This window comes from endosymbiont of Galathealinum brachiosum (genome assembly GCA_003349885.1).
GTDB lineage: Bacteria > Pseudomonadota > Gammaproteobacteria > SZUA-229 > SZUA-229 > SZUA-229.
Genome location: QFXC01000013.1, coordinates 57,303 through 79,712, shown reverse-complemented (window position 1 = coordinate 79,712; position 22,410 = coordinate 57,303). Strand labels below are relative to the sequence as shown.

Below are 22,410 nucleotides of genomic sequence, written 5' to 3'. Positions count from 1 at the left end.
ATATCTGTAAGAAGACAGGAATACAGTGACTTAAGAGCAGGAATGAAAATTAAGAGAAACATGAATGATATATTTAAGTGACATATTAACCCAGGAGCATGAACTCGAAACATTCGAGGGTTTGCTGGAAATAGTAAGGCAAAAAGCACGTGATGGTGAAATACATCTGGATGTGGATATTAAACCCCCATTTAATGAAGCTCCAAAAGACTGGCAAAATCAGATAGAAATGGCATTTACATTTCCGAATAGATAAGTGACTGTATTTAAAGAGAATTTGAAATTATGTTATGGCAAGAAGATAAAAAAGCAGCGCCTTTTTCAGTGCCGGATACGGTAGCTGATCTATCGTTTAAATTAATTAGTAAGCAGGTGCCTCTGGATCATGCGCAACAGCTCTCAGATGAAATTTTGAGAATACTGCCCTGGATAGATGATGACCCTCATGCGGGTGTGCATATGATTCATGGGGCAACTACAGGTAATGGCTGGAATCGTCCAGAAGATGATTGTGATGATGCGTGTATATATCTTTCAAAACGTTCAAAAATGTTGATTCGTGTACCGAAAGTGCGCCATGCGGATATGGATGAATTAATTGGTAAAACGATTCAGTTAAATGGTCATGATGTTACTTTTGGTGATTATCAGGTAAAACCATTTTCGCCATTAGGAACTTTGTTTTGTCGCTATGTCATTGTAGGTAATGAAGAAACTGAAGATGAGTTTGTGAGTCGTGTGGCGACAGAAATGAAAGCCATGGGTATTAATTTAACCAAGGCGCTTTGCGGTATGGGGCATACGTTCAACATGACAGCTGGCCCAGTTAAAACGATGAGTATCATGGTGGCTGATCTGGACCCGGAGGATGCAGTAACGCTTCAGGTGGAAGGGATTGGAGAGGGGCGTAAAGCTGGATTTGGTCTGTTTTTAGCGCATAAGGGCATAAAAGCAGTAGGTGATATGTCGGAAATGCAGCATTTTGATGGAACGTAACAAACGATTTATTGCTTAGGAGCATAACCATCGGGGAAAGGTCGCAGCTTTTTGCGCCCTGTCCCCCTTATTGATACCACCAAGAGCTGATAGTGTCATGAACAGACTCTGAAAACTTCTAGTGGTCTAAAAACAGGGGGCAGAGCGGGAAAGATGCTCTCTCCCCGATGGATAAGCCTTAACGGTGTAAAATCTTACAGTTCATAGCCATTTGTTGTTTTCGGTATTAACACAACTTATCCTGATATATATCTAATGGGATAATCGACTTTTTCATTATTTTGTCTTAAAGTACGACCCCATAATTTTACACATTTAACGAATTTATTAAAATTGAGGCAATATCATGGCAGCACTTGATTCTGTTGAAAGAACTGAAAAAGGTTACCTAGTTGACATTAACGACTGGAACGAAGAAATCGCAGCTGAGCTTTTCGCTGAAGAAGAAATCGATCCAACACAAGAGCACTGGGATGTAGTTAAGTACGTTCGTGAAGAAGTGGTTGGTGGTGATGAGCCAAATGAGCGTGGCATTATGAAAGCTATGGGCAAAATCTGGGGTCGTAAGGTTAAGTCTAAGGAAATGTATGAAATGTTTCCTGGTATGCCATCTAAGCAAGGCCTGAAAATCGGTGGTTGCCCAATGTCGACTCGTAAAGGCGGCTATTAATAGCTGTTTTGCAAAAAATATAGTCTCTATTCCTAATGGGGTAGAGGCTTTTTACTATAAATGCGTCTATAATCCGTCACACGATGCGGTTAATACGCAAACAAAAGAATTCATGAGGGTAATACCATGGCTGATAGAGATGCAATGATCAAAGAACTGATCGATATGCAGAAGAAATTCATCGAAGATGAGCACAAGAACGGTTACAGTGCTGAGAAATATTTCACACCAGAGTCTGGTTCAGTACTTGACGGTTACCGTGAATCTTTCAACGAGAAGTCACAGGCTCTTGTTGATGCAGCTCATGCTGATAAAGGTTCTCATCGTTAAGATCTAATCTTAATGTTGATTAAAAAGGCCGGACTAGTTCCGGCCTTTTTTGTGGGAAAAATAAAGTGATTTATGTTTTGGTAGGTTGTACTGTTTAGGCTCTTCTCCATCGGGGAAAGGTCGCGTTTTCTGCGCCCTGTTCCCTTAACCTATACCACTATGTACTGACAGTGTAGTGAGTTGACTTCGTAAAGCTCTTGATGGCATCACAACAGGGGATAGAGCGGGAAAGATGTTCCATGACAGGCTAATTATTTCCAAATGTACGACTAAATCTCAGCCCACATACGCATCAAATTAATATACGTATGATCAACTTTCACCACTTCTTCATCATCCGGGTATTTTTTCTGTAACGCTTCACGTGTTTTATGCAAATTGAACAGCAATTCACGTTTTTCAGCTTCTCTTATTAAACTTTGCGCCCATGTAACAGCCACCAGACGGGTTCCTTTGGTTACTTCAGCTACATAGTGCAGTGAACCAGAAGGATAGGTTACAGCGCTGCCAGCGGCTAATTTGATTCGTTGTTCACCTGCCTGGGTTTGTATAACTGTTTCTCCACCTTCATAGTCTTCAGGATCATTTATAAAAATGGTTGTAGAAACATCTGTACGGTAACGCCCCTGCATTGGTCCCATAATGGGGTCATCCACATGCTGACCATAAGTTTCACCCGGTTCGTAACGTGCATAGAAAGGAGTTGCTAATCGATGCGGTAATACAGCCGCCTGATAAACAGGGTGGTTATATAGTGAATTCATTACAATATTATTTAACTGACCATGTAGTTTTGAGTCTGCAGCTAATTCGTGATTTTTTTTAACTTTACGTGCTGTTTTACCCGCACTTAATCTTCCATCAACATAATCAGCGTTTTGTAAAAGGTCCCGCACTTTTTTTAATTGATCTGTATTCAAAACTTCAGGAACAATAACAAGCATAATCTTCTCTTTTTAATGTATTTAGAGGTGTTTTACTCTGGTATAATAGCATCAAATAAAATTTCGACATTGAGCAGAGTTAACTTTATGAACTTTAATATTACCATCGATGAAGAGTCTTATACACTGGAAGTGAAAGATGAACTTATGCAGGAGTTGCAAAATGTTCATAACGATATGGATGCAGAGTTTGATAAGGGTATACAGTTAGGTCGTTACTGGATTGATACTCCAGATTTAGAGCAGCGCTGTCAATTTACAGCTAATAATGTTGTAAGTGCGATACACCAGGAAAAAATTCGTGATTTTTATTTACAGGCTTCTTATATTTTAAGTAAGTTTCCTGATTTAAAAAGAGTAACAGTAAGCTCAGATTTTGAAATAAGTGATATAGATATTGAAGTGTAAAATATATAATTTAATCAGGTTTATTTTTTAATATCTGTGCCCTGTTAAAGCACATCTCCCTCGGGGAAAGGTCGCGTTTTCTGCGCCCTGTCCCCTTAATCCATACCACTATGCACTGACAGTGTAGTGAGCCGACTCCGCAAAACGCTTGATGGCATCACAACAGGGGACAGAGCGGGAAAGATGCTCTTTCCCCGAGGGATATGTTCCTTAACAGCATGTACTATCACTAGAAAATTAAACTGTGAATTTTTTCTTCGTGAAAATATATTTATAATTTTTTTATCATTTTATAATGCTGAATCGAGTCAAATAAAATATAAGTTTTGTCAGTTATTTTATACCCTAGTTTTTCATAAAAACCCACGGCATTTTCTCTGGCATTCAAAAACAGTTTATCCATATTGTTATTCTTAGCATACTGTTCCATGTGTGTAACGATATGGCGACCTATACCCTGGCCCTGATATGAATCATCTACAGCCATATAACGAAGTTGTGCACTTGTATTTGTCGGGAATTCTAAACGAGCAACGCCATAAATAATTTTATTATCAATGGCGATAATATGATAACAATCAGTATCTGATTTATCTCGTTCGCTTCCTTCAGGCTGGTTCCAGGGTTTACGTAGAATACGCCAGCGTAAATTATAGTATTGTCGAAATTCTTCTTCAGTTTTTGGTGATGTTATTTTCAAAATACGAACTTAAAATTTAAGCAAAAGATAACCAGGTTGTGGCTACATATTTCACGCCTTTTTCTAATTGTGAGTTTCTGTGTTCATGTGTCCAGAATGTAGGAAATAATACTAAAGCACCTTCTTTGGGTTGTACTGCAACATCCTGAAACATAAATTCCGTAGCGCCACCCGGGCCTTCAACATCATTCAGGTACCATAATGCGACTAACTGTCTATCAGCAAATTCATGGCTGCCACCATCAATGTGCCAGTTATAATACTCGCCTTCAGATGTACGCTGCATATTGTAACCAACGTCTTTAAACGGGCCTTTGAAAAAGGGAAAAGCATCTGAGAATTCACGTAAAGACTGGCCTAAAGAGCGCATCAATTCCTGTGAGATATCGCGCCAGTGCTCATGTGCATGAATAGCTAAATCAGTTGATTTTTTTATATTATGATCTTCTTTAAAATCCTGACCTATACGCCCTCGATATTGCGCTTCTTTATCACTTTCAAACCGACGAATCATTTCCCTGCATATATCTTTAGGAAGGGCATTCTCATTGATAAAAATAAAGCTGTTTTCTTTAACTTCTTTAAAGTTAACGAGTGGTTTTCTTTGTGTAGAGTCGTGGTACATAGTTAAGTTTCTTCTTTGTCATTCCGAGCGAAACCGAAGGTTCTGATTTCGTGCTCTTTAGTAATAAATCATTACACCAGACCCTTCATCAGGTTCAGGGTGGTAGGTAAGTTATTCGATTTTATCTGTTATTGATTAAAGGTAATTGTTATTAATCAATGTTTCTATTTTAGTATGGGCTTTATCACCGTGCTGTTTGTAAATGCCAAGCATCTGTTCTGCCATGTTGATCCAGTGACTACTGGCAACAGAAAACATGTTTTTAAATTCTTTTGAATCACCTTTTACAAGCCAGCTTTTATAAGCATCGGGTAGTCCCGGGAAAATCATTTTACGCATGGCACTCATATTGGCAAAATAAAAATGTATTTGTGCTGCTTCATTTTTATCCAGTAATTTTGGCAGGGTAGAGAGCATATCAGCAATATTATCACGTACTGCCCGGGCCATAATTTCTGCCTGAGAGTGGGGCAGATTAATTAACATTTCTTCCCATTGGTCACCTAAAATTTTACCCGCCTGAATCTCACCTATTTCATGCTGTAAAACCGTATTTACTTCATTATCAGTCATTTTTTCTAAAGCATATTCTGGCTGATTGTTGAAATCATAACAGGCAAGGGCTCTTGATAAGGGGTTTTCCTGTTTGTGCCAGTGAGATTCTTCAAACTTTTCCCAGATAAATCTGCGTAATGATTCACGCCTTATATAAACTGTTTTATCCTGAGCCATGCCAGGCGGTGCAGCTAAATCTCTGGCTAGTTCTTTACCGGAAATATAAAGGGTGTAATCATCATGCGCTTCCTTATGTAGTAACTCCCCTAAAAAGAAAACCGGTTTTCCATATAAACCATAACCGCCGCTATAAACCAGTTTATGCTTTTCCAGTTGTTTATTTATTTTGTCACTTTCAAAGCAGTTAAATTTTTCATTATCAATTAACAGGTTTGTAAGCGGTTGTTCATCAATTTCATCCCAAAGCCCTTCTCGTTGAGTGAGCCAGTCACCAATATCATTATTATCAAGTTTCTGGGAGAAGGGTAATTGTGATTCCCAGCGATAAAATTCACGCATTTTTAGTAAGTAGATACACAGGGTGTAGTTGCCTGCATATTGAGCATCCGAAATATGACAGTTTTGCTGAATTTGTTGGGCAATTGTTTTCATATACCTATTAGGGATAGCATAATTCCTGACTTAAATAGTATACTATTTAATCATTAATATCTTCCGTAAGCATTAAGAGTACACACCATGAGAATGAGAACCAAGTGGCACGATAAAGAACGCACCGTGTCTGTTGATGAAAAAGCCAATACCATGGCCTTTATTTCATGGCGTATTGCTGCGGCACTAGTATTGAACCTTGAGAATGAAAATTTTCAGACTGATACACATAAGCAAAGACTGGATGTGATACGTGAAGCACTGGCATTTTTAGTGTCTGTTACTGATCGTTTAGTTGCAGGACAGATGAGTGCTGAGGAGCGTCAGGAGTTTGTTGCTAAATATGCTATTAAACTCTCAAAAACCTTTCAGGAAAACTGTGAGGATTTACTTGGTAGAGATGTCGATTATAAAAAAGACTTTATAGATACACTGAATAAACGTCTGAATGCTTATGCCGAGTGTTCATGGATAGATGATAAAGAAATGCCGGGTTTTCAATATAAGCGTGATTTTGGTGATTTTATCAGTGCTGAAATGGGTGCCAGAGATAATAAATGGATTACAGACCAGATTATCGAGATTGAAGTGCCGGAGATGATAGAAAATCTGAAGAAATCTAAATACGAAATGGTGGATGGACGAAGTACAGCGAAGCTGGGGTAAGAAACTAACTTACACTGTCATGGCACATCTCCATCGGGGATAAGTCTTGCTTTTTAAGCCCTGTCCCCTTAACCCATACCATCAGGAGCTGACAGTGTAGTAAGTCGCTCCGTAAAACTTTTGATGGCATCACAACAGGTGACAGAGCGGAGAAGATGTGGCTGAACAGTGCAATTTACCAGCTAATAATTTTATTTCACGCACAAAAAAAGGCCGGGCTACCTAATAACAGGGCCCGGCCTTTTTTACGTCTAACTAAAAGCTAAAATTAAGCTTTAAATTTAGAAGCGTTATCTGTGTTGTGATCGCTACCGTCTTCAAAACCAGCATCATATGCATCGTTAGTACGCTGCTCTTCACGCTCTGGGTTACATACATAACCGCCCTGCCAGCCCTGGATATACTCTGGATCGATACCATCTTTTTCCAGTTTAACAACTGTATCGTAATATTCTTGGTTCATAGCTTACTCCTGGGTAAGGATCTTGTTTATTTAAGTCACGTCGTTGATATTAGTACCAGCGACATTAAAAAAGTTGAAATAACTAATAGTAGTCAATTTCGTAATGGGCAGTATTATAGCAGACATATAAGCCGTCTATATATCCCTATAGGGAGGGTATACCCTCTATCCCTGCTTGGAGTGGGAATTTTAAGGTTAAAAAGCTAAAAATCAAGGTCTATCTGATGATTGTCAGTCAGATTAGGGATTTTGAGCTGTATTTTTAGTGAAACAACTTACTTATTAGTTAATCCACACAAGCAATCAGTTTATGTAGCAGGATTAATTCTGTTAAAATAGCTGGCTGAAATGAGAATTATTCTCTGTACTTCCAGCATACTGAATTTTAATAGTTAAAGAGGTTTACCCATGTCTGACGCACCTAATATCGATCCTGGCCTGGCCAGTGGTTATGCGGCATTTGAATCAAGAGATTTTACGCAGGCAATGCGTCTGTTACTGCAATATGCAGATGAAGGTGATGCAAATGCACAACATAAAGTAGCCATTATGTATCAGAATGGTCTGGGTGTGGTAGCTAACGATGATAATGCGTTTAAATACATGAAGTTAGCAGCAGAAGCAGGTGATGCTATTGCGCAACATGGTTTAGGCTTTATGTATATGGAAGGTGAGTGTGTGGCTCAGGATTTCACAGAAGCATTAGTCTGGTTCAAGAAAGCAGCAGAGCAGGAAATGCTGGGTTCAATGACAACGATTGCCATGATGTATGAAGAAGGTAAGGGTGTTGAGAAAAATCAGGAAATTGCACAGGAATGGTATAAAAAAGCTGGTTTTTAATAAACATTATTATCATGCCCTAGTATTTTTCCAGAGCATAAAAAAAGCCCCGTTCAGGGGCTTTTTTTATGCTCAGTTTAAAGGCGGTAATTAAATGCTGCGTCTTCTCGCTATACCTGCCAAACCTATTAAACCAGAACCAAATAACCATACTGCTGCAGGTACAGGAACCGCTGAAACACCACTAACTTCAACATGTAAGCTTTCAGCAATAAAATAACCGTTTGCATAACCTTCAAAATCATATGTGCCAGTTAAAATACCCGAGCTGGTTAAATCAACGTCGTAGCTAGTTCCTGAAAAAGCAAAGTCAGTAAATCCGCTACCTGGATTGTATTGGCCAGCATAGGTTACATTGTTTGTGCCTGAATCAAGTGAAAACATTGAGCCATTTGACGAGCCCTGATAAAACCCCGAATCAAAAGAAAATCTTGTTGATTCGGGATTTCCATATGTTGCACCAGCAAGATTGATTTGAGTTGTTACACCGCCAGTTGTGTATTCAGCAGATAGTATATCAATGTGCTGTAAATTGGCTGAGCCAATAACAGGCGTCTCTGGTAAAACGCTTGTATCGAATGTAATAACGGTTTCAATTGCAGCGCCACCAAATGATTCATAAGTGCCGGAATAAGTAAGGGTAACCAGTGCTGCCTGAGAGGTTCCAGAGATAAGTAATGCTGCAGACGCAATGCCTGCTTTCCAATAGTTGGTTTTCATTTTTAAGTTCCTTGTTAAATATAAGTATATTCTAATTTTTATTATATTTATCATCAAGCATAAGCTATGCCAATGAGATAAAAGGCATAACTCATACGGGTGATGAATTTTGGTTAACTGTTAGGCGGTATATTATTATAAGGGCTTAAATCGCCCTGTGGCAGGGTATTGTAATTTCTATGAAGTGACATCCGATTTGCTGTCAGGGATTTTTTCTGCGGCAAAAAAACAGGTGTTTTTCTATGACCTTGTGTCTGTAGGTTTAAATTCACTTAAAAACTGTTAATATTCCCGACTCAATTTTACCCTCAGGATTCACCGGAAAGAGCATGCGTCCCGCTAAATTATTATCAGTTTTAAACAAAGAGTTCATTAGTACAGCAACCGGTCACCATACCCCTGTTATGTTATGGGGGCCGCCGGGTGTGGGTAAATCTCAAATGGTGTCCCAGGTTGCTGAGAAAAATAATATACCGGTAATAGATATTCGTCTTTCACAAATGGAACCCAGTGACTTACGTGGCATACCTTTTAAAAAAGGTGAGTCGGTAGAATGGGCAGTGCCCGCCATGTTGCCTAATGCTGAGCGACATGGAGAAAAAGGTATTCTGTTTCTCGATGAAATTACATCTGCACCACCGAGTGTTTCTGCTGCAGCTTATCAGTTGATTCTGGATAGAAAACTCGGCAACTATGAAGTGCCAGAAGGCTGGGCTATTTTTGCTGCGGGTAACCGACAGGGTGACAGGGGTGTAACTTATACAATGCCAGCACCTTTAGCGAATCGTTTTTCACACTATGAAGTGGATGTGAATCTGGATGACTGGGTGGCATGGGCATGGGAACATAATATCAATGAAAGAGTGATTGGCTTTTTACGTTTCCGTCCTGATTTATTATTTGATTTTGATCCGGCACATAATCCGGTTGCATTCCCGTCACCTCGTTCGTGGGAGTTTGCACATAATGCATTGCATAAATTTGAAGATCACCCTGATTTATTGTTAGGTACCTTACAGGCCTGTGTAGGCCCGGCAGCCGGTGTTGAATTAAATGCATTTATTGACAGCCTGGATCAGATGCCTGATTTAGATGCGATTGTCGCGGGTGAAAAAGTTAGCTCACCAAAAGAAATTGATTTGCAATATGCAGTAGCGGCTGCATTAGTAGGTCGTGCTATTCGTGTTAAAGGTGAAGCTGATTCACAAAAAGTACTGGGCAATATTTTAAAGTATGCAAAAAGTTTCCGCCAGAAAGAGATGGGTGTGATGATGGTGTCTGATTTGCATCGTGCAATTGGTGAAGAGATATTTGCAGTGCCTGAGTTTGCTGATTGGGCAAACGACATTGCGGAATTGATGATTTACTAAAAATTACAGCCCAGCTCACTCATTTGTGACTCCACGCCTGCGTTGAAAAATAGACACTTACATTTGTAAGCTCACTTTTCCGCCTTGTCCTGAAGTCGAAAATGGGCAATCTGAACAGTAATTTACGAATACAAGTTAGTATTAGAATTATGCCATTAGATCTTGATAAAAAACTAGCCACTGCTCGAACCAAACTTATCCTGGAGAAACCTTTTCTGGGTGCGCTGGTTTTGCGTTTGCCTATGGTTCGCGCCAAGGATGACTGGTGTGATGCTACGTTTAGTAATGGTAAAAAGTTCTATTACAACGAACATTACATCGATGCTCTAAGCCCTGAACAAACGCAATTTGTTTTAGCTCATGAAGCTTTGCATTGTGCTTTGTCTCATTTCGCACGCCGTCAAAACCGTGTGCAACATCGTTGGGATATGGCCTGTGATTTTGCCATTAACCCCATGCTCATTAATGACGGAATGACACCGCCTGTTGATGCGAATTATTTGCGTGAATACGATGGTATGACCGCGGAAGAAATCTATCCGATGTTGCAGGATAATGACAATGACCAGGAACGCGAACTGGAACAGGAACTAAATCCGGATTCTGATAATGATAAGGATGATGATTCGGGTGGTAGCCCTGATCAGCACGATCAAAAAGAAGGCCGTGACCAAAAACAAAAAAATGATTCCAAAGGTCAGGGTGAAGAGGACGGTGGTGTACGAGAAGATAATTCAGATAAAGGTGATGGGCAGGGCAAAAAGAAAGAAGGTCCACCTGAAGAGGGTGAAGGCGAACCTGATCCGTTAACGCCACAGGAAATAGAATCACTCAGTTTGCAATGGCAGCAGCGTATGGCAAGTGCAGCACAGCAAGCAATACAGGCAGGTAAAATGGGTGGGTCCTTGGCTCGCATGGTTGATCATCTGTTACAACCAAGGTTGCCCTGGCGCATGTTGTTATCACGATATATGACCATGGTGGCTCGTGATGATTACACATATATGCGTCCTTCATCGCGACGGGGTGATCCGGCTGTTTATCCTAGTTTGCGTAGTGCGCAATTAAATATTGTAATTGCTCTGGATATCAGTGGTTCAATTTCAAATAATGAAATAAATGAATTCATGTCAGAGGTTGATTCAATTAAAGCGCAAATGCGTGCGCAAATAACCCTGCTGGCCTGTGACTCAAATCTGGCAGAAGGTAGCCCCTGGTTATTTGAGCCCTGGGATGAATTTAAACTACCTGAAAAATTTAAAGGCGGTGGTGGCACCAGTTTTAAACCCGTTATTGAATGGGCAGAAGAACAGGATGAAGCGCCCAATTTAATTGTTTATTTTACCGATGCGCAGGGAGAATTTCCTGAAAAAGAACCGGCATTTCCGGTAGTATGGTTAGTTAAAGGTAAAACACCTGTTCCCTGGGGGCAGCGAGTACAGCTAAATTAAAACCAGTCTTAAGTATTTTGACTTAAGGCTTACGACTTAAGACGATTTTTTATATGGATCTCTCCCCCGAAGACAGTCTTCGATTAAATGTATTACTCCATCAGGGTTTACAGGCCTTACGTGTTGATGAATCACGTATGGTTGTTTATGCATTAACCGAACGCGGTGAAGCTAAAGTGCCGTTAAATTCTAATTGCCGTGATGAACAATATATTCGTAATGTTAAGTCTCTATTATCATCTCATTCGCTCGGCTCTCCTGGTGGTTATCCGGTTTATTTAAAGCGTTGGACTCGCATGGGACAGGCAAAGGATGACAGCCTTGATCAGTTATTAGTCTTAGGTGAAGAAGAAGCGGTAGTTGCGGTAGTGCATGCGCCGGGGTTAACTGATGAGCTGGCTCGCCGTGCGTGGTGGTGTATGCCAACCTCTGATAATGCGCGACGAATGCTGGAAAAAGAAGCGGTAGTGAAGGGAGAAATGGGGCCGATATTGTCCGAGTTTCTAATAGAGCATTTACCCTTTGAAGAAGATGCGCTGGCAATGATTGATAGTGTAAAGGCATCATTGCAGTTTGGTCTGATTACAGATGAGCAGAAGCAGAGCCTATGGGCAAAAGCTAAAATGAAAGGCGCTTATTTTGTCGGTTTCTTACAGGCGATGCCTGATGACCTGCCCGGTGATGCGCCTGCAAATATAAATCATGAAAACTTTAAAGAAAAGCTAAATGATTTAATAGAAAAAGGTAATAAACCGGCAAAATTATTAATTAAAATTTTATCCGCTTCGGGGCAGAATTATTTAAATGCAATTGATGCTTCTCTTAAACGCCCCAGTGATCAAAATGTAGTTATATCTTTATTTATGACTATAGAAAACTACTTTAAAGATATCTGTCCCGGTTTTGAAAATCGACGCGATATTGATTTAATAAAGGATGAAGCACAGGAAAAATGCTCACAGTGTGATGAGCAATTAGCAGAAGTTAAAACAATACTGCCTGAAGCAGAGTTGTACCTGAATGCGATGATGATTCTTTCAGGTTATTGTGAAGAGCTTACTTTTCCGGTGTTTGGTCAAACAGATGCTATTGGTTCTGTAATGAGAAAACGCATTAAACACCTGACAGACCCAATGAAAGAGCAAACGAAAATTTTAAGAAGTTAGCTTTAGCTGATAATTATTAGAATAATATGCCCTCATTACACATAACAAAAATCCATATTACGCTGCAGATAAAAGTTCCTCATGAACTACTGGAGCGTCATCTTCCTTCATCGGCAGAAGTGGTTGGTGAGGCTTTGACAGAGCAGGTAATTACCGCAGTAAAAAAGCATAAACTCAGTTATTTTCCCGCATTAGAGTTTCTGGAAAAGCAGGGAGATCTTGAACAGGACCTGTTAGATGCAACAGAAACCATTTCATGGTTTGCCTGTAAATTTGCTCGCGAGGAAGTGAATAAAAAGCTACGCGCATTTTTCTCAGAGCTTAGTTTTCAATCGGTGAAGTGCACAACGTATGCCATGCCCGGGGTACGGGCTAATCAAATAAATGCCTGGCATGAGCTGGTGGAACATTACACACCCAATACGGTAAAACTGGATGTAGTCGCTTCATTGCTTAAAAAAGAGCAGCATCTTAAAGGCATAGAAAACTGGTCAAGGCAGTTATTTAGAAGAAATCTTGAAGGTTCATTTGATGAGTTTGAAGTGATACAGGCTGTTATTCTGTAAAAAACATTCTAATACGCTCCTTACATCTAACGGCGTTTAATTGTCGCTGATGTGATGCAGGCCTCAGTAAGCAGGAATATCGGCTTATATAATAGATTCACTCATAAAGGGGCATCATCATGAGATTGTTAATACTATCTATTTTATTTCTATCAAATTCAGTTCAGGCCGATACTACCCAGTGTCGAGATGCCTATCGTAATTATTTTCAGGCATATTTAAATGAGATTAATAATGGTGACTGGGCTCATGGTGAAGCATTAGGTAAGGAAACTGATCAGCAACATATCTATTTAAGAAATGCCTGTTATAAAAAATTAAGCACTAAAGTTATTCAATCATTATTAAATAATGACCCCGAGTCCCAGCAATTATTAAAGAAGATTGAAGATATAGAAGCACAGGAGATAGCAACAACCTGATCCCCGTTTATTGCGTCTAGACTGATAAATAATACATATTTAAAATGATGCCGAGAAGAGGACTCTATCTATTAAAATATATTGCTAACAAAATCAATAGGTTATTGTTTTGTTTGTGATGTGTGTACCCCACAGATGTACCCCAATTTATTTATTATATTAACTACTAACTATGGAAGGGGGGTATTTACAAAATCTATCGATATTGCAGCCTGATAGGTATTGACGATTAGTGCTTTTTAAATGCCATTAAGAAGCCCGATCTAAGCAGGCTTCTTAATAAATAAGTTTTATTCAATTATAAATAGCATTATTGTCTTTGGAAACCAAAGAGAAAGGTGAAGTTAGTATTGGTTCCTGTGATTACTAATACATCATCGGCTACTACTATTTCCCCCAGACTAGCTAGACCACCGTATGCGCCATTTAAAATGCCACAGCTGCTAACATTTATAAGTGAATTAAAAATATTTTTTGTAGAATCTGGATCAATTAGATTACCAGAAAATACGCAGCCTTCTGTATCAGAACCAGTAAAAGACCCATCGTTTTGGACAGTAATAGTTGCGGTATAAAATCCATTTGTCACTGACCAAATACCAGATGTATCAGGCAATGATTTAGCTCGATCATAAAAATCGTCATAAGTAAGATTAAAAGTAGAGCCCCCAGATGTACTTCCAGTGAATGATATACCCTGCTGCACCGTACCACTTATAGTAGAGTTAGTAATAAATTCACCTGTTGATATTGCATAGGATTTAGCAGTTCCTGAAACTGTAGTTCCTGATACAAATAAGCTTCCTTGAATGAGTGCATCCCCATCGTTACTAAAGCCATACATTTCATTATCATAAACAAGTGCTGTTAGTCCAAATGTTGCCCCGCTGTCACTGATAGTTCCTGTCCATATACCATCAGGACTGTCATCAGTAATAGTTGTAGTGCTGGTTCCTCCACCACCACCGCCACAAGCAGCTAGAAAAATAAATAGAAGGTTGATCGCTAATAATTTTAATATCATTTTTATCTCTTAATTAAGGTTAATGGCTATGTGTTAGATCACGTCATAATCTAATAATGAAAACTTGATGGTGATTGTTTTTTTGTCTAATGTGTTTCAATGACAGTGATAGGAGTTATTTTTATAATCGTTATGACAGCCTTCAGCATTGGTTCTACCGCTATGAGATATAGAAGATTTGTTGTCATGTATGTGGTTTGTAGCAATGATGTTGGTAGCGATTACCGTACCAACACCACTTATAAGAGTTAGGGCTGCCAGTAGAATAGTTATTTTTTTCATTTGAGTCCTTTTGTTTAATAGGGCTTGATTGGTGCTATACCCATCAAGACTACAAGCAGTTTATTGTAATGAGTTTTTATTGTCTGTAACAACTAACACATAGAGATCTTTGTGATATAAAATAATATATTTAATAAAAAATACGCAGTTACTAACTTATGATGAATATCAATTAACTTAATTGCATTTACTGATTTGGATTTTATAAAATGGACGTTATATGTCCACTCATGGTTTTTTATGCGGTAATTTAGCTTTCGTTTCCGTCTGCTATCTCAAAATAATAGATCCTAGCAATAAAAATAATGCTAATCATTAAAGTTTTATGTTATAAAAAAATAAATCCTCACCAATTAAGGTATTCAAATAAAAAAATAGTCTAACTACGATAGTGGCGATTTTAATTGTTGTTGTGTCATGTGGAATAAGTATTTGAGGACAGAGTAAAGGGTTTTGGTGCTCATCGTTTGATTAAGTTATGTGATGAAAACAAGTATATGATAGTTAGTGTGTGAGAGTGGTGTAAAAATGTTGCCAAGAAGAGAGCTTGCACCTGTGCTCTCTACGTTTTTAATCCTAATTCTTTAAATTTATCATTAACCATATATTGATAGTATTGAGCCTGTAATAGTTACAATATAGCCTGATTTTCAAATCACCCATAAATTTTACTAGCTGTCCCTACCGCTATAACCGATTATTTTTAAGGGTTTTCTTTTGATTCTAAATTGTTTGTTGACTAACGAATGTAAGCCATATATTTTTAGCGGTGATAATATCAATACGAAGTAAAGGCGTGTCATGGGAAAGATTTTAATTTTTGTATTTGGTTTGACCTTGTCAGGTTTAGTCTTCTCAGGAAACATTGCTGATGCATCAAATGTTGGTAATAACTGTGAAAAGATAGCTGGCTTAATTGCTGACGAGCTCAGCAGGTCTGGAGATAGATTATCTAAGAAGACAGCAATATCAAGAGTTAAAATGTGGATTGATAATGTTGATTCTTTTCATGAAAAGTATTATAGGATAAGTGCAGATGCAGTGTATGATTTGTTGGCTGGAGTAGAGGCTCTGAGTGAGCGTTGGCAAAATAGAAAGCCTATGAGTGTTCGACAAGCGGGAATGCTATGTAAAGTAGAGTATTTAGAGTCTACATTATAGGTAACTTTATATTTTTTAATTCTTTGTAAAATTGTAGTAGTGTTGAAGAAAGTATCAAATAATTTAAGAATAATAATCTATGGGAGATAATCATGAACAGGGTTCTTAAAACGGCATTGATAGGAGTTTTGATGAGTGCGTCGACAGTATCTTATGCCAAATCTGAAACTGAGAATATTATAAATATGTGTGAAAGTGCAGGAGATTTTGCTGCCTTTGGGTGGCAGCAAAAAGAAGCAGGTGTTTCATTGTCAGCATTAATGACGCAGCTCGTAAACTCCGGACTTGAAGTACCTAACGAGCTCCGCCAGTATCTCCATCATACTTACAGCTCATCAAATCTAAAGTCGGCAAAACAAGCATCCGAAGAAGTCTATGGTATTTGTATCGCTACTACAGGTTCAGTGAACTGAAGGGCTGGGGATGATGTTTGTTAAGTGCTAGATTAATTCGGAACTAATACAATTCAATACCCCCATGTATCTTTTTATCAGATCACGATCAAGTCATAATTCTAAATGGCTTGTATAGGTCAATAGTCTTGGAAGTATGATTGGTGAGAGGATGCTGTGAGATAATAGGAGTTAATTCCATTAATCAGCTGTTAGCCAAAAGACAAAATAATGAACAATAAATTACTAAGCTTTCTTGCTGATGAAGCACTGGCATCAGGCTTCAAACCAAAATCAACAAGTAGGACATTCAAGATTTCTGAGAATAAAGATGCGGAAGGTGTTTTGTACGGCTCAGTTTATTGTGTGGCTGTTATATTATCTGCAGATGAGCAAGTAGAACTTGAAAATGAAGCCATATCAAAAAACAGTCTTAAAACTAAAATAAAAAACATTAAGCGAATTAAAATCGAAAATAATAATGAATTGATACCACTATATTGGGGTAAAGATGCGGCTGTAGGCTATAGGCTTTATCGACATATACTAAATAAAAAACCAAAAGCTGGTTGTATTGGACTTCGTTTTTATAAGTCATTACAAGATAAAGACCTTATACTAGCAAGTCTACCAGTTAATGACTTTAAAGGCTTCGAAGAACATATGGAAAACAAGTACCCACCAATGCTTTATAATGTAAAAAGATCTTCTATTCATTTTTTCACTTAAAAACACAAATGGCTAACAAAACGTTTATATCGCTGTGCAAAAAAGCGCACAGCTCGGACAAGTAAAAAGCGGCTTACCGTTTAACTCAGCGTTAGGTGAAAAATGTAGTTCATCATTAATATTTTTGCACGAACATACAAGGTGAGAATAAGGAATGAAACAAAGTAGAATAAATTTATCTATTACATTAGTTTATTTGTTGTTGTTTAGTCAGAGTGTATTTTCTAATACTCAGCCAAATCTCGGAAATGTAATCTGGTCTGCATTCGTTTGTTCAGAATATGCAGGGATTTATGGCAATAGAAATGAACAAAAGCGACTATTTGAAGTTGGCTTTCAAGTTGGCAGAGAGTTTATAAATGGTATAAAGAATAAAACAATCCCTGATTCTGAGGCAGAAAATACACCAATCGGTATTTTAATGCGTTTGTCAGGTCCAACAACGGATTTTGCTATTGGTCGTATTTTTGAAGGAGCATCAGGTTCTGCTCACGACAAAGTGACAAAAGAGGATAGAGATGGTCTTCCTATAACCGACCCGTTAAAGTGGGCTGATAAGGAATTAAAAACTATATATGAATGACTCAGTATTGTTCTTTACAGCTTTAAGAGTTGAGGGTTGTAGGTGGTCTTGATCAGTTAGGTAGCGTTCTAATAACTTAGATACTGTTAGTGCTTCTTTTCTTGTTCCTATTGCTCTACTTGCTTGTCGATATTCGTTTAACTTGCCTTCATCGAGATCATATCTATGACCTGTCTCAGGATCTAGTTCTACACCACCTATTGGTGATAAGTATTCATGGGCTTCTGTTTCGATGCTAAGTGAAGCGTTCTCTAGTGCTTCTTTTTTTTCTGCTTCAGTAGTGCCGTGTAAACCAGCTTCAACTTCTCTTAAGAAGTTATTGTAGAATTCAATGGTTGAAGTGTTTTCTGTGGCTTTATTTTTTTATAAGTTTCAATAAGTTTTTTATACTTACCAACTACCCCGTGTTTTAACCTTGCAGCTTCATCAAGATCGGAAGTATTTAGTGATTCTTTAAAGTGGGATTTACCAATTATTTCACGCAGTGAAACAGGAATACTGACAGTGACTCGCCACGTATTTCCATGCAGTTCTAAGTTGGTTTTCTTGCCCATTTATTCATCTCAAAAAACACAATGTACCCCACAAATGTACCCCAATAGGGGAGTGTAAGCTACTGTTTTTAATAGAATCAATGAGTTGTATAGTGTTTGGTGCCGAGAAGAGGATTTGAACCTCCACGGGCCGAAGCCCACTAGCACCTGAAGCTAGCGCGTCTACCAATTCCGCCACCTCGGCATGTGGGTGCGTTGGATCGATCGATCCGAGACGGCGCGAACTTTACCGTTTAGCCATATTTTTGTCAATCAAAAGCATTAACGGTGCATCTAAATGGCGCATTCTTTGGCTGCTTTGTGTACAATTGGGCCTCGAAAAAATCAGAACCCTAAAAAATGGCAAACTTTAATAAAAAAGATAGTAAAAAAGACGGTAAGCGCGATCACAAGAAAAACAAAAAGCGTCATAAAAAGTCACATTCAAAAAAACATTCAAAGTCAGGTTCAAATAAACCTGATCATAATAAAAGCAATAAGCCGCTTGTTGATCCGCAAAGTGAGCGCGAAGCCAGTAATTATGAAAACCCTATTGCCAGTAGGGAGCTGATTCTTCAGGTAGTTCAGGAAGAGGGGGCGATGTCACATGATCATTTGCTTAATGCCCTTAAAATGCATTCACCAGAACAGAAAGAAGCATTACGCCGTCGTTTGAATGCGATGGTGCGTGATGGTCAGTTGATACGTAATCGTCGTGATGGATATATCCCGGTAAATGAAGAAGATTTAATCAGTGGTCGTGTTATTGCGCATCCTGATGGATTTGGTTTCCTTGTGCCTGATGAAGGTGGTGATGACCTGTTTTTACACGGTCGTCAGATGCGCTCTTTATTACACGGTGATCGTGCTGTGGTTCAGGTTTCCGGTATTGATCGTCGTGGTCGCCGTGAAGGTGCAGTGATTGATGTTATCGAACGTGCCAATGATCGTATTGTTGGGCGTTTATTTATTGAATCGGGTATCTGCTTTGTTGTGGCGGATAATAAACGCATTACTCAGGATATTATGGTGCCTCAGGATCAGCTTAATGAAGCCAATCACGGGCAGATCGTTATTGTTGAAATCACTCAACAGCCAACATTCAGACATAAAGCAACAGGCAAAATCACCGATATTATTGGTGATCATATGGCGCCGGGTATGGAAATTGATATAGCCATTCATGCACATAACCTGCCTTTCTTATGGCCCGATGAAGTTAAAGAGCAGATTAAAGGCATTAAGGATTTCGTTACAGAAGAAGATAAAAAAGGCCGTCGTGATATTACCGGTTTACCTCTGGTTACTATTGATGGTGAAGATGCCCGTGACTTTGATGATGCGGTATATTGCGAAGAAACAGCAAAAGGCTGGAAGTTACTGGTTGCGATTGCCGATGTATCTCATTATGTGCAGCGTGGAACACCATTAGATGAAGAAGGGTATAACCGTGCAACGTCGGTTTATTTCCCAGAACGTGTTATTCCGATGTTACCAGAAGTGCTTTCTAATGGCCTGTGTTCATTAAATCCTAAAGTTGACCGTTTATGTATGGTGTGTGAAATGCACTTTAATAAAGCGGGCAAGCTGATAAGCAGTGATTTCTCAGAAGCAGTAATGTATTCACATGCACGCCTTACATATAATAAGGTTTCTGCGATGCTTGAAGATAATGATCAGGCACTGCGTGAAGAGTATAAAGATGTATTACCTCACCTTGAAACACTTTACTCACTGTATAAAGTATTAATCAAACAACGTAAGAAACGTGGTTCGATTGATTTTGAAACAACTGAGACACGCATTGTTTTTGATGAAAATCAGCGTATTGAAAAAATTGTTCCAACTTCCAGAAATGAAGCACATAAGATTATTGAAGAGTGCATGATTTCGGCCAATATTGCAGCGGCACAGTTTATTCAAAAGCATGAAATACCTGGTTTGTTCAGATCTCATAACGGCCCTAAGACTGATAAAATTGATGATGTAATTGATTTTGTTAAAGGCCTGGGTTTGAAGATTAAACTTAAAGGTGAAATGAAAGCGCTGGATTATGCCAGTATCATTAATCAGGCAAAAGAACGTGATGATTTCCATTTAATTCAAACGGTATTGTTACGCTCTATGCAGCAGGCGGTTTACTCACCTGAAAATGAAGGTCACTTTGGCCTGTCATTAGATCATTATGCTCATTTCACATCGCCAATTCGTCGTTATCCTGATTTATTGGTGCATCGTGCAATTCGTCATGTTATTCAGGGTCAGAAAGTGGCAGGTTATTTTTATCGTGAAAGCGATATGGTGCACCTGGGTGAGCACTGCTCGGCTAATGAGCGTCGTGCAGATGAAGCAACTCGTGATGCAGTATCGTCATTGAAATGTGAATTCATGCAAGCTCGTATTGGTAACGATTTCAAAGGTACGATTACTTCGGTTACGTCATTCGGCATATTTATAGAGTTAAATGAAATATTTGTTGAAGGTCTGGTACATATTACCAATTTGCCAAAAGATTATTATCAGTTCGAACCAGTAACACATCGTTTGATTGGTGAGCGAGCAGGTGAAGTCTTCCAGTTAGGTGATTCGGTTACTATTAATGTAGCTGGCGTGAATATGGATGAGCGCAAGATTGATTTTGAACTGTTGAGCCATGAAGAACAGAAGAAATCAGCTACGGTTGTTTCAATTGAAACGGCTAAGAAGAAAAAGAAAGATAAGAAAAAATCTTCTAAGAAACCTAAAGAGGGTAAGAAGTTAGCAGCAAGTAAGAAAGCAGCGACTAAGAAACCTGCGGCTAAGAAGAAGGTAGCTAAAAAAGAAGAGCCCAAGAAGAAAACGGTTAAAAAGAAGGCAGCTTCTAAAAAAACAGAGTCTAAGAAACCAGTAGCTAAAAAAGCAGCTACTAAGAAAGCGGCAGCTAAGAAAACAGCAACTAAGAAAAAGGCTGTTAGTAAAGCTGCACCTAAGAAAGCAGTAACCAAGAAAAAGACAGTTAAGAAAACTGCACCTAAAAAGGCTGTTGCTAAGAAGAAAGCAGTTAAGAAGGTAGCACCGAAGAAGAAAGTAGTTAAGAAGGTAGCACCTAAGAAGAAAGCCGTTAAGAAGGCAGTACCGAAGAAGAAAGCAGTTAAGAAGGTCGCACCGAAGAAGAAAACAGTTAAGAAGGTAGCACCGAAGAAGAAAGCAGTTAAGAAGGTAGTACCGAAGAAGAAAGCAGTTAAGAAGGTAGTACCGAAGAAGAAAGCAGTTAAAAAGGTAGCACCGAAGAAAAAAGCAGTTAAGAAGGTAACGCCTAAGAAGAAAGCTGTTAAGAAGGTAGCTCCTAAGAAGAAAGCTGTTAAGAAGGTAGCTCCTAAGAAGAAAGCTGTTAAGAAGGTAGCACCTAAGAAGAAAGTTGTTAAGAAAGTAACGCCTAAGAAGAAAGCAGTTAAGAAGGTAGCACCTAAGAAGAAGGTGGTTAAGAAAGTAGCACCTAAGAAGAAAGCGGTTAAGAAGGTAGCACCTAAGAAGAAAGCAGTTAAGAAGGTAGCGCCTAAGAAGAAGGTAGTTAAGAAAGTAACGCCTAAGAAAAAAGCAGTAAAAAAGAAGGCTAAAAAGAAATAGGTGTTGAGAGCCTGAATGATTTTAAGTTTTGTTCAGGCTCTTTCCCGTTTGGTTTTGATGACATAAACAATGAGTATGTGTAGGTAGGTAGTGTGTATGTTTTCAGGGTTGACGCAGATAAAGCCGTTTGCGTACGTGCTTTTATTGTTGTGTTCTTTTAGTGTTGTAGCGGATACAAAAATACAAACAGTCAAAGATTTACGGGAATTTAAAAGACAGATTGAAGAAAGTGGCCTGCCTGTATTATTGCTGTTTACAACTGAAGATTGTGAATACTGTGAAGCTATACGTAAAAACTATCTGTTACCGATGATCGATTCAGGTGATTACGCTTCAAGGATATTATTCAGACAGATCTATATGGAGTATTTTAGCTACATAAGAGATGAGCAGGGAAAACTGATATCAGGTGATAGCATCGCACTGAAATATAATGTGGATGTAACACCGACCATTTTATTTGTAAATTCCGACTGGCAGGAGTTAAGTGATCGAATTGTCGGGATTAATAGTCTGGACTATTTTGATAAATTACTGAGTACCAGTATCTCGCGTGCTCAATCTAAAATGCTTAAAGAAAATAATTAATTGCTTAT

General features: G+C 38.8%; 26 protein-coding genes, 1 tRNA gene and 1 pseudogene. 18 read left to right on the top strand and 10 right to left on the bottom strand.

What is annotated here, in order from left to right:
* The first annotated feature begins 64 nt into the window (after window positions 1-64).
* From DIZ80_13220 to DIZ80_13205, 4 genes are all read left to right on the top strand, one after another.
* Window positions 65-256: a sulfur relay protein DsrC gene (locus DIZ80_13220; GenBank protein ID RDH81074.1), complete on the top strand. Its 192-nt coding sequence runs from the start codon at window positions 65-67 to the stop codon at window positions 254-256.
* A gap of 29 nt (window positions 257-285) precedes the next feature.
* Entirely contained in the window at window positions 286-996 is a 711-nt protein-coding gene (gene cas6, locus DIZ80_13215) for a type I-MYXAN CRISPR-associated protein Cas6/Cmx6 (GenBank protein RDH81073.1), read from the top strand.
* 346 nt (window positions 997-1,342) lie between these two features.
* Window positions 1,343-1,666 carry a sulfur relay protein DsrC gene (locus DIZ80_13210; protein ID RDH81072.1) on the top strand — a complete coding sequence of 108 codons (324 nt, stop codon included), beginning with the start codon at window positions 1,343-1,345 and terminating at the stop codon, window positions 1,664-1,666.
* A 126-nt stretch (window positions 1,667-1,792) separates the two neighbouring features.
* Window positions 1,793-1,996: a hypothetical protein gene (locus DIZ80_13205; protein ID RDH81071.1), complete on the top strand. Its 204-nt coding sequence runs from the start codon at window positions 1,793-1,795 to the stop codon at window positions 1,994-1,996.
* 269 nt (window positions 1,997-2,265) lie between these two features.
* Here the strand turns inward: DIZ80_13205 and DIZ80_13200 are convergent, their stop codons facing one another.
* Window positions 2,266-2,940 carry a Fe2+-dependent dioxygenase gene (locus tag DIZ80_13200; GenBank protein ID RDH81070.1) on the bottom strand — a complete coding sequence of 225 codons (675 nt, stop codon included), beginning with the start codon at window positions 2,938-2,940 and terminating at the stop codon, window positions 2,266-2,268.
* A gap of 15 nt (window positions 2,941-2,955) precedes the next feature.
* Between DIZ80_13200 and DIZ80_13195 the strand changes: the two genes are divergently transcribed.
* The gene (locus tag DIZ80_13195) at window positions 2,956-3,348 is read left to right on the top strand and encodes a hypothetical protein (protein RDH81069.1); all 393 of its coding nucleotides are present in this window, start codon (window positions 2,956-2,958) and stop codon (window positions 3,346-3,348) included.
* Between the two features lie 271 nt (window positions 3,349-3,619).
* Here the strand turns inward: DIZ80_13195 and DIZ80_13190 are convergent, their stop codons facing one another.
* The 3 genes from DIZ80_13190 to DIZ80_13180 all read right to left on the bottom strand — a co-directional run bounded on the left by DIZ80_13190 (window position 3,620) and on the right by DIZ80_13180 (window position 5,840).
* Window positions 3,620-4,051 carry a GNAT family N-acetyltransferase gene (locus tag DIZ80_13190; protein RDH81068.1) on the bottom strand — a complete coding sequence of 144 codons (432 nt, stop codon included), beginning with the start codon at window positions 4,049-4,051 and terminating at the stop codon, window positions 3,620-3,622.
* Between the two features lie 13 nt (window positions 4,052-4,064).
* Window positions 4,065-4,673 (bottom strand): 2OG-Fe(II) oxygenase, encoded by a 609-nt coding sequence (locus DIZ80_13185; protein ID RDH81067.1) that lies wholly within the window; start codon window positions 4,671-4,673, stop codon window positions 4,065-4,067.
* Between the two features lie 135 nt (window positions 4,674-4,808).
* On the bottom strand, window positions 4,809-5,840 hold the full coding sequence (locus tag DIZ80_13180) for a hypothetical protein (protein RDH81066.1): 1,032 nt from the start codon (window positions 5,838-5,840) through the stop codon (window positions 4,809-4,811).
* Window positions 5,841-5,927: 87 nt separating this feature from the next.
* Between DIZ80_13180 and DIZ80_13175 the strand changes: the two genes are divergently transcribed.
* Window positions 5,928-6,506, top strand: a complete 579-nt coding sequence (locus DIZ80_13175; GenBank protein RDH81065.1) for a hypothetical protein — start codon at window positions 5,928-5,930, stop codon at window positions 6,504-6,506.
* 268 nt (window positions 6,507-6,774) lie between these two features.
* Here DIZ80_13175 and DIZ80_13170 read toward each other — a convergent pair whose 3' ends face one another.
* Window positions 6,775-6,969 carry a hypothetical protein gene (locus DIZ80_13170; GenBank protein RDH81064.1) on the bottom strand — a complete coding sequence of 65 codons (195 nt, stop codon included), beginning with the start codon at window positions 6,967-6,969 and terminating at the stop codon, window positions 6,775-6,777.
* A 408-nt stretch (window positions 6,970-7,377) separates the two neighbouring features.
* On the opposite strand from DIZ80_13170, the gene DIZ80_13165 reads away from it, so the two are divergent.
* Window positions 7,378-7,809 (top strand): sel1 repeat family protein, encoded by a 432-nt coding sequence (locus tag DIZ80_13165; protein ID RDH81063.1) that lies wholly within the window; start codon window positions 7,378-7,380, stop codon window positions 7,807-7,809.
* A 90-nt stretch (window positions 7,810-7,899) separates the two neighbouring features.
* On the opposite strand, the pseudogene DIZ80_13160 reads toward DIZ80_13165, so the two are convergent.
* Window positions 7,900-7,986 (bottom strand): annotated as a pseudogene (locus DIZ80_13160) (hypothetical protein).
* Between the two features lie 872 nt (window positions 7,987-8,858).
* Between DIZ80_13160 and DIZ80_13155 the strand changes: the two are divergent.
* The 5 genes from DIZ80_13155 (at window position 8,859) to DIZ80_13135 (ending at window position 13,504) form a co-directional block, all read left to right on the top strand.
* Window positions 8,859-9,899, top strand: a complete 1,041-nt coding sequence (locus DIZ80_13155) for an ATPase (GenBank protein RDH81062.1) — start codon at window positions 8,859-8,861, stop codon at window positions 9,897-9,899.
* Window positions 9,900-10,048: 149 nt separating this feature from the next.
* Window positions 10,049-11,350, top strand: a complete 1,302-nt coding sequence (locus tag DIZ80_13150; GenBank protein ID RDH81680.1) for a hypothetical protein — start codon at window positions 10,049-10,051, stop codon at window positions 11,348-11,350.
* 53 nt (window positions 11,351-11,403) lie between these two features.
* Entirely contained in the window at window positions 11,404-12,516 is a 1,113-nt protein-coding gene (locus DIZ80_13145; GenBank protein RDH81061.1) for a sulfur reduction protein DsrS, read from the top strand.
* A gap of 26 nt (window positions 12,517-12,542) precedes the next feature.
* Complete coding sequence (locus DIZ80_13140; protein RDH81060.1) at window positions 12,543-13,082, top strand: hypothetical protein; 540 nt, start codon at window positions 12,543-12,545, stop codon at window positions 13,080-13,082.
* 119 nt (window positions 13,083-13,201) lie between these two features.
* Window positions 13,202-13,504: a hypothetical protein gene (locus tag DIZ80_13135; protein ID RDH81059.1), complete on the top strand. Its 303-nt coding sequence runs from the start codon at window positions 13,202-13,204 to the stop codon at window positions 13,502-13,504.
* A 310-nt stretch (window positions 13,505-13,814) separates the two neighbouring features.
* On the opposite strand, the gene DIZ80_13130 is transcribed toward DIZ80_13135, so the two are convergent.
* Together DIZ80_13130 and DIZ80_13125 are read right to left on the bottom strand one after the other, a co-directional pair.
* Window positions 13,815-14,528 carry a hypothetical protein gene (locus DIZ80_13130; GenBank protein RDH81058.1) on the bottom strand — a complete coding sequence of 238 codons (714 nt, stop codon included), beginning with the start codon at window positions 14,526-14,528 and terminating at the stop codon, window positions 13,815-13,817.
* 96 nt (window positions 14,529-14,624) lie between these two features.
* Window positions 14,625-14,810, bottom strand: a complete 186-nt coding sequence (locus DIZ80_13125) for a hypothetical protein (protein RDH81057.1) — start codon at window positions 14,808-14,810, stop codon at window positions 14,625-14,627.
* A gap of 801 nt (window positions 14,811-15,611) precedes the next feature.
* Between DIZ80_13125 and DIZ80_13120 the strand changes: the two genes are divergently transcribed.
* The 4 genes from DIZ80_13120 to DIZ80_13105 all read left to right on the top strand — a co-directional run bounded on the left by DIZ80_13120 (window position 15,612) and on the right by DIZ80_13105 (window position 17,675).
* Window positions 15,612-15,971 carry a hypothetical protein gene (locus DIZ80_13120; protein ID RDH81056.1) on the top strand — a complete coding sequence of 120 codons (360 nt, stop codon included), beginning with the start codon at window positions 15,612-15,614 and terminating at the stop codon, window positions 15,969-15,971.
* A gap of 92 nt (window positions 15,972-16,063) precedes the next feature.
* Window positions 16,064-16,384: a hypothetical protein gene (locus DIZ80_13115; protein ID RDH81055.1), complete on the top strand. Its 321-nt coding sequence runs from the start codon at window positions 16,064-16,066 to the stop codon at window positions 16,382-16,384.
* A gap of 210 nt (window positions 16,385-16,594) precedes the next feature.
* On the top strand, window positions 16,595-17,092 hold the full coding sequence (locus DIZ80_13110) for a hypothetical protein (GenBank protein RDH81054.1): 498 nt from the start codon (window positions 16,595-16,597) through the stop codon (window positions 17,090-17,092).
* 154 nt (window positions 17,093-17,246) lie between these two features.
* Entirely contained in the window at window positions 17,247-17,675 is a 429-nt protein-coding gene (locus DIZ80_13105; protein ID RDH81053.1) for a hypothetical protein, read from the top strand.
* 308 nt (window positions 17,676-17,983) lie between these two features.
* Here the strand turns inward: DIZ80_13105 and DIZ80_13100 are convergent, their stop codons facing one another.
* Entirely contained in the window at window positions 17,984-18,229 is a 246-nt protein-coding gene (locus tag DIZ80_13100) for a hypothetical protein (protein ID RDH81052.1), read from the bottom strand.
* A gap of 97 nt (window positions 18,230-18,326) precedes the next feature.
* Window positions 18,327-18,413: transfer RNA gene (locus tag DIZ80_13095), tRNA-Leu, on the bottom strand.
* Between the two features lie 155 nt (window positions 18,414-18,568).
* Here DIZ80_13095 and rnr point away from each other — a divergent pair.
* Both rnr and DIZ80_13085 read left to right on the top strand, forming a co-directional pair.
* Window positions 18,569-21,814: a ribonuclease R gene (rnr, locus tag DIZ80_13090; GenBank protein RDH81051.1), complete on the top strand. Its 3,246-nt coding sequence runs from the start codon at window positions 18,569-18,571 to the stop codon at window positions 21,812-21,814.
* 96 nt (window positions 21,815-21,910) lie between these two features.
* Window positions 21,911-22,402, top strand: a complete 492-nt coding sequence (locus tag DIZ80_13085; protein ID RDH81050.1) for a hypothetical protein — start codon at window positions 21,911-21,913, stop codon at window positions 22,400-22,402.
* The last annotated feature ends 8 nt before the right edge of the window (window positions 22,403-22,410 follow it).